Below are 6,252 nucleotides of genomic sequence, written 5' to 3' on the forward strand. Positions count from 1 at the left end.
CCTCATGACCCACAAGCTGAACGCCGATGCCGTATTCACGCGCCGCCTCCACTGCCCCCTGCACTGTGGCCCCGGGAGCGTAATCCCCCCCCATTGCGTCGAGCGCGACGCGTACTTTCGCCTCCATAGCCTTGCTCTCCTCTTGCCCTCAGTCTGCTCTTGCTCTCGTAGCTCTTGTTGCCCTTGCCGCCCTTGGAATCGGGATTGTCACCTTCACGGCTCGCCGATGGTCTTGCGCACCAGCTCGACTAGCTCATCCAGGTTAAAGGGCTTCGAGACAATCTCTACGACGCCAGCGTCGCGGAAGGTCTGTTCTTCGTGGGCCACATTGGGGTAGGCCGTCACGATGATCACGGGAATCTTCTTCTCCAGCCACATCTCCATCAGCTTCAGTTCATCCCGTCCGTCCAGATAGGGCATCATGATATCGAGCAGGATCAGATCGGGATCATGCTCGCGTACGGCGTCGTAGAAGCGTAGGCTCTGCGTCGTCATGTGGGTCTCATAACCCTCGTCGGCGAGCGCCTCGGTCAGGAGATCGGCGATGGTGGGGTCGTCATCCATAATCAAGATCTTTTTGGCCATGTGACCAACAGCCCCCTCGTCTCTCGTCTCGTGAATACAGTAACTACAGGCTCCTTTGTACTACGATCAATCTCAAGCTCTCGCCCTCGGCAGAGGGCAAACCGCTCGCTTGGGGAGCGGTCGTGAGCACTTCTCGACCGCTGGCGTGGCGACCTCATTCGCACCCGATGCCATCGGGGCGCAACTGCTGGCTGGGACCTGACCGGCGGAGCGCCACAGAACTGGTCGGTCGACTTCCGCGGTGGCCTCTCTGCCGTGCCAGCTCCGGCTCAAGGCCGCACAAGACCTGTCTCACTCAGCTCGCCCGAAGCGGCCCTCGCCTTGAGCAAGCTACCCGGCTCAGCGGCTGGTACCTTTGACTTTGTCTGAGTGGACTGGGTGGTAGATGCTCGTATAATTATAGCACTCTGCCACTGTCTTTAGACGTGCCAGCGTGGGTTTTTGCTCAAGCAGTAGGACCTTCTGTCTGGCGGCGCCCTGGTTTTGCTCTCCGGCTGGAGCGGCCCATCGGGCGCTTATCTCTCCCCTTCCTTTCCTCTCCTCTTCAGGGAAGCAGCGCTTCCAGGGCACTGCCACTTTGAGCCATCAGCTCCTGCGTCTCGGTGAGAGTGGCCAGCAGCAGGCGGTAGCGCTCATACTCGGCGGGGGTCAGCTCCTGCCCGAGGTGCTCCTGCAGCCAGCGCGCGCAGATCTGGTAATGTCCAATGCGGAAACGCCAGCACTCGGGCGGCAGGCCCTCCAGGGCCTGGTGAGTGTTTACCCAGAGGCGCCCATCTGCGGTATAGTGCACGAATTCGATCCGCAGGCGGGTGGCCTGAGCGGGAGGCAAGACGTAGGCTGAAGGGCGGGGGAGGCTGGTCTGCAGGTGCAGTTTGAGTAGACGACTTCCGATGCGATAGAGCAGACGGAAACTGGTGCGATGCGCTGGCAGAGGGCAGCGCGGGAAGTCGCTGCTGAGCTGCTCGCCGTAGCGCTGGCGGTAGATGGGCGCATGGAGAATAGCATAGAGGTAGGCCAGGACAGCCTCCGGCCCGAAGCTGGTGAGCAGATCACCACTCCCCCAGGGCACGAAGCGCAGGTTAAGGCGCCTCGCAAGAGCGGTAATGAAGGAGGGGGCTAGATTAGGACGCACCGCTCCCGCATCCTCGAACAGATAGAGGGGAAAGACGTAGGCGCACTCGCGGGTCGCGGTGGAGAGCAGGCACATATCAGTAAGGGCGCTGCTGACGAAGACGTGTTGGAAGCTGTCTTGACTCAGCTGGCGCGTTGTAACGAGCAGGATATTGGGTCGCAGGGCGTGGCGCATCAGCGCAAAGCGGTGGTCGCCGGCCTCGATAGCGGGAGGCCAGTAGGCGATGCGGCGCGTGTCGAAGGGGCGATAGGCGTAGTCGCGGTAGATCTGCTGAGGTGGCAGTTCGCTGAGCTGGCGCAGGAGCCGGGCCTTGTGCTGCGGCGTACCGCGGCGTCTATCGCCGGTGGTTGCTCTCGTTCCGTAGACCTCTTCCTCCTGGCTGTGTTTGGCCAGATAGGCAGCAATTTGTCGGGCGATGGCCTCGTCGGAGGGACCGACCAGCACGGCGTCGAGGTGGGTTTTGATCCCTGTGCTGTAGACTGGAAAGATTTCCGGCAAGGCCGCATACTGTTCCCATTCGGCCTGATGAGCCAGGGTGCGCGGCACGAAGAAGTAGAGATGGGGCTGCGGCTGCAGGCGCTGCCAGGGGGTGCTCTCCAGGTCCATTCCTGCCAGCCGGGCGTATTTCTCGCCGCGCCTGCCGCGCAGGGCCGCATAGTGGACGATCGCTTGCCTGGGAGCGGTCCGTGCGCTGCAAGCGGGGGTCCGGCGCCTGACAAAAAGACCGATGGCTACGCCCTGGCGGATAGGGAAAACGTTCTCGTCGGGTTCTTTCCTCTCGGCAGGGGTTGCTCGCTGGCTGTTGCCATGCAGGTCAAGCAGGTAAATTTCATCAAAACTGGCGAGCAGGCTTTCTCGCATGCGGCGGTGGGTCAGGCCGTCAAGATAGGTGTGGCTGGTAATAAAGGCCAGCAAACCGCAGTCCGCTTGCTCGATATACCACTGGCCGCAGCGAATAAACTTGATGAAGTCATCGTCCAGGTTCAGCTTGCGTTCGCCCAGATCACGCTTGTAATCCTGAAGGAGAAGGCGTAGCCAGGGGTAACGAATGGGACGCCCGAAGTTGCCATAGGGAGGGTTGCCAATGAGCACGGGCAGGCCCGTACTGGTCGGTTCCCGGACCAGCCAGAGCAGGCCATCCCCGAGGGCGAGGCTGAGTGCTCCGGGCCGTTGGCGCAGGTCGTAGCCGCAAGCCGCCAGCTTGAGGCCGAGACTGAGATGGGCCACCAGCCACGGGGCCGGCAGGAGCTCGTAAGCGCGCAGATTGGGCAAAAGCTGTTCAGTCACGAAGCGCGGCCAGCGATCCAGCTCCTCCTGCTGCTGCACGATCTGGCTATAGAGAAACTCAATCAGGCCATGCAGGAAAGCGCCACTGCCGACTGCAGGATCAATGATCTCGAAATTCCCCAACTCGCTCAGGCCCTGGCGCAGGGCGAAAGCCTGCTTCAGCAGAAGGTCGACGCTGCGCACCATATAGGAGACCACTGGTGCTGGTGTGGCGTAAATGCTGCCCGCATTGCGCAGGCTGGGGCGGTAGTGACGCAGAAACTGCTCATAGCAGTAGATGAGCGGATCTTGCTCTAGCGCCTGCAACGGAGACGTCGTAGCGCGCGTCGCGAGCTGCTTGTCTGCCGCGGGAAAGAGGGCCGCTGCGATCAGCTCCTGCAGCTCGGCGATGGTCTCGGCCAGCGTCGGGGCCAGAAGCATCTGTTTAAAGGAAGGCTGTAGCGAGAGAGGCAGCCAGGAGAGCGCAGCTATCAGCCCATGTTGCTCAGGCTCGCGCTGGTGCTCACTGCCCTGTCCGGCCAGGGCGGCAGCCAGAGCCAGAGAGCAGAGACCTTGCGTGTAGAGGTCGGCGCTCTCCTCTGGGGGCAGGTCTGGCCCGACCAGTTCGACGAGCGGTTCCCACTCTCCTGCTTGCACAGCCCGCTCACAGAGAGGGCGCACACGGCTAATGGCCAAGGTAGCCAGCTGCTTTGCCAGGCGATTGCACTGGCGCACGATCGCTGGCTGGTGCCGGTAGGTACGCTGGGGGATGGCGACCAGCGCCGATGCTGACGACAAGGACTGGGATGACATCGCTCTTCTCTTCCGCTCTTGCTGACTAAAGGCAACCAGGTCCGGCGCTGCCTCCTTCTACCTCACTGGCGCAAGCCTGGCTGTTGGCCGTTGAGCCTGGCGCCTACACTGCTCTATTGGCATGCTGCTCTCAAATTATAAAACGGCCTGGCGCTTAGCTCAGGGGCATAGTCAGGTCAGCGCAAGCGAAGAAGTGAGGCGAGGGTGAGAGAGGGCACCTTGCAGCTTCCTCTTACTGGCGATACAATGAAGAGGCAACGCTTCCAGGATGATCATCCATCCATCATCGGCGCGGCTGTCCGCTGGCGGAACGTGAGGGGCAGAGTGTCCTCGACTGGGATAGCAGCTTGCTGTTGCTGCCGGGTGGGTTGTTGGCCGAGGCGACGTGTGGAGCAGCGGAGTAGAGAGCGAGTATGAGGAGCGCGCTGTCAGGGAGAAAGGTGTGAGCCAGAAAGATCCTTTGAACGGCGAGTCCGAGCTGCCAGATGATCTGTTAGTGCGCATCGCTCTCGCAGAGCGGAGACGCCGCGCGCGCCTTTCGCAGAGTACCGTCTATCTGCCAGGCGTACGTACAGCGGGCGAGCGCCTCGTGGCCTATCTCTGTCTCGCTCTTGAGGTTTGCGCCCTGGCCGCCTGGCTGCAGGTGCTGGCTGATCTGCATCTCTTCATGAGCGCACAGCCGCTGCTGCCACTCTGGGTGCTCTTCCCGCTCGGCGCGCTGGCGCTCTGGCTCACGCGCCTATGGGAGCAGCGCCTTGTGCGCCACACGCCGCCGCTCGATGAATTCGACCGTCCTGGCGAGCCGCTGCCGGGCAGAGGTTTCATGGTGGGCCTGCTGATCGTCAGTGCGCTCTGTCTCTGCTGGCTCAACAATTATGCCGCAGCCTTTCCGCTCTATCATCCAGCCTGGCTGCTCGCGCTAGGCACTGACCTCCTCACCCTACGACCTGCCGCCTATCGCAGCGTGGCCATCTTCCTTTGCACGGCGCTGCTGGTCTGGCGGGGGGCGAGACGCGCACGTCAGGAGGCGGAGCCAGCGCTGGTGCGCCGGGCCTTCATCGGGAGCGGCCTGCTGCTGCTGCTGGCGATGCTCATCCGCCTCGGTCACGGCAGTGACGCCGACCAGGCTCTGGCCAGTGCGGGCACGGTGGTCTTCTTCTTGCTTGTCCCGCTCTTTATCTATTGCGCTCTCTTAGCGCAGGCGCTGGCGCAGGCCATTGCGGAGCGCCGTCTCCATCCTTTCGGCCTGGAAGGCAGCACCCAAGAGCAAGAGCAGGCCATTCTGCTTCTCTTCCTGGGTCTGGGTCTGCTCATCATGCTCCTCAGTCTGGCGGTGGCCAAGCTGGCGGGTGCCAGTTTCTTTGAGGTGCTCCGTCGTGAACTGGCCCTTCTCTCGGTCCCGTATGATTGGCTTGTGCGCGGCCTCGCGCAGCTCATCGTCTGGCTGCTCACGCCGCTTTTCTGGCTGCTGCAAGCCTTCCATTTTCAAAGTTCAGAGCTGATTATCCATCCACTGCGAGGGCCAGGCCAGTCGGGCCTGAGACCGCCAGGGGAGAGCGCCAGCTTGCCAGCGGGCCTGCTGCTGGCCAGTCGCATCCTGGTGTTGCTCATCCTGATTCTGATCATGGCTGGCTGCGTCCGGCTGATTGGCAGAACCTTACGCCAGCGACGGGTGCGACTCTATGAGCGAGGAGCGCTTGAGGAGCGTCACGAGAGCCTGTGGTCTGTGGCCCTTTTCTGGAGCCAGATTTACGCATTGCTGCAGGCCCTGCAGAGAAAATTGGGAGATGCTCTTCTGCGTGTTCAGCAGGCCGTCGAAGCCCGCTGGCTGTTGAGGAGGGGGAGGTGGCAGGAAGCGGTAAGAAGCCTGGAGAGCATGCGAGCCATCTATCGTGCCCTTCTGAAGGAGGCCGGGCAGCAAGGCTATCCACGCCTGCCCAGCGAGACGCCCCTGGAATATCGACGGCGTCTGGAGGCCGCCACTCCTCTGGCAGATCCGCACCTGGAGCGGCTCACGCTGGCTTATCTGGCAGCGCGTTATGGTCGACAAGAGCCTGATGCTGCGGGGCTGGCTCAACTGCGCGCTTGTTGGGAGGAGCTGCAGGATCGCTGGCGCCGGCGCTGAGGGCCTGGTTTGAGTGAGGGCTGGCGGGATTGGCAGCGAGATGGGGCAGGCTGAGGGGTTGGATGGACAGGGTGGCAGGTGAGTGAAAGAGAGGCTGGTAGCCCAGACGGCGCGTGATCGGTGGCGATGGAGGAAGAACCGGGGCGAAGGCGACGAGGTGGAAAAGTAAGGAGGAGGCAAGGAGCCGGGTGCAAAAAAAAGCCTGAAGGGGAGGCGCCCTTCAGGCTTCCGAAGTAACCACCCTCACCACGTTGCGCCGATCCGTGTCGAGCAAGTAGTAGTAGTGAGATGACGGAGAACTGCCCAGAGAGACGTGCCACCCTGCCACGTT

3 protein-coding genes and 1 pseudogene are annotated in these 6,252 nt (G+C 62.3%); 1 reads left to right on the forward strand and 3 read right to left on the reverse strand.

Going from position 1 to position 6,252, the window contains the following annotated elements:
* The 3 genes and pseudogenes from IRZ31_RS21505 to IRZ31_RS19440 all read right to left on the reverse strand — a co-directional run.
* Positions 1–127, reverse strand: a pseudogene (locus tag IRZ31_RS21505) (phosphate acyltransferase); the annotation flags it as partial.
* Positions 128–213: 86 nt separating this feature from the next.
* Positions 214–585: a response regulator gene (locus tag IRZ31_RS19435; RefSeq protein ID WP_069805377.1), complete on the reverse strand. Its 372-nt coding sequence runs from the start codon at positions 583–585 to the stop codon at positions 214–216.
* 544 nt (positions 586–1,129) lie between these two features.
* On the reverse strand, positions 1,130–3,796 hold the full coding sequence (locus IRZ31_RS19440) for a type ISP restriction/modification enzyme (RefSeq protein WP_297156806.1): 2,667 nt from the start codon (positions 3,794–3,796) through the stop codon (positions 1,130–1,132).
* A 442-nt stretch (positions 3,797–4,238) separates the two neighbouring features.
* On the opposite strand from IRZ31_RS19440, the gene IRZ31_RS19445 reads away from it, so the two are divergent.
* Entirely contained in the window at positions 4,239–5,921 is a 1,683-nt protein-coding gene (locus tag IRZ31_RS19445) for a DUF4129 domain-containing protein (protein WP_297156808.1), read from the forward strand.
* The last annotated feature ends 331 nt before the right edge of the window (positions 5,922–6,252 follow it).

It is taken from the genome of Thermogemmatispora sp., assembly GCF_019683635.1.
Classification (GTDB): domain Bacteria; phylum Chloroflexota; class Ktedonobacteria; order Ktedonobacterales; family Ktedonobacteraceae; genus Thermogemmatispora.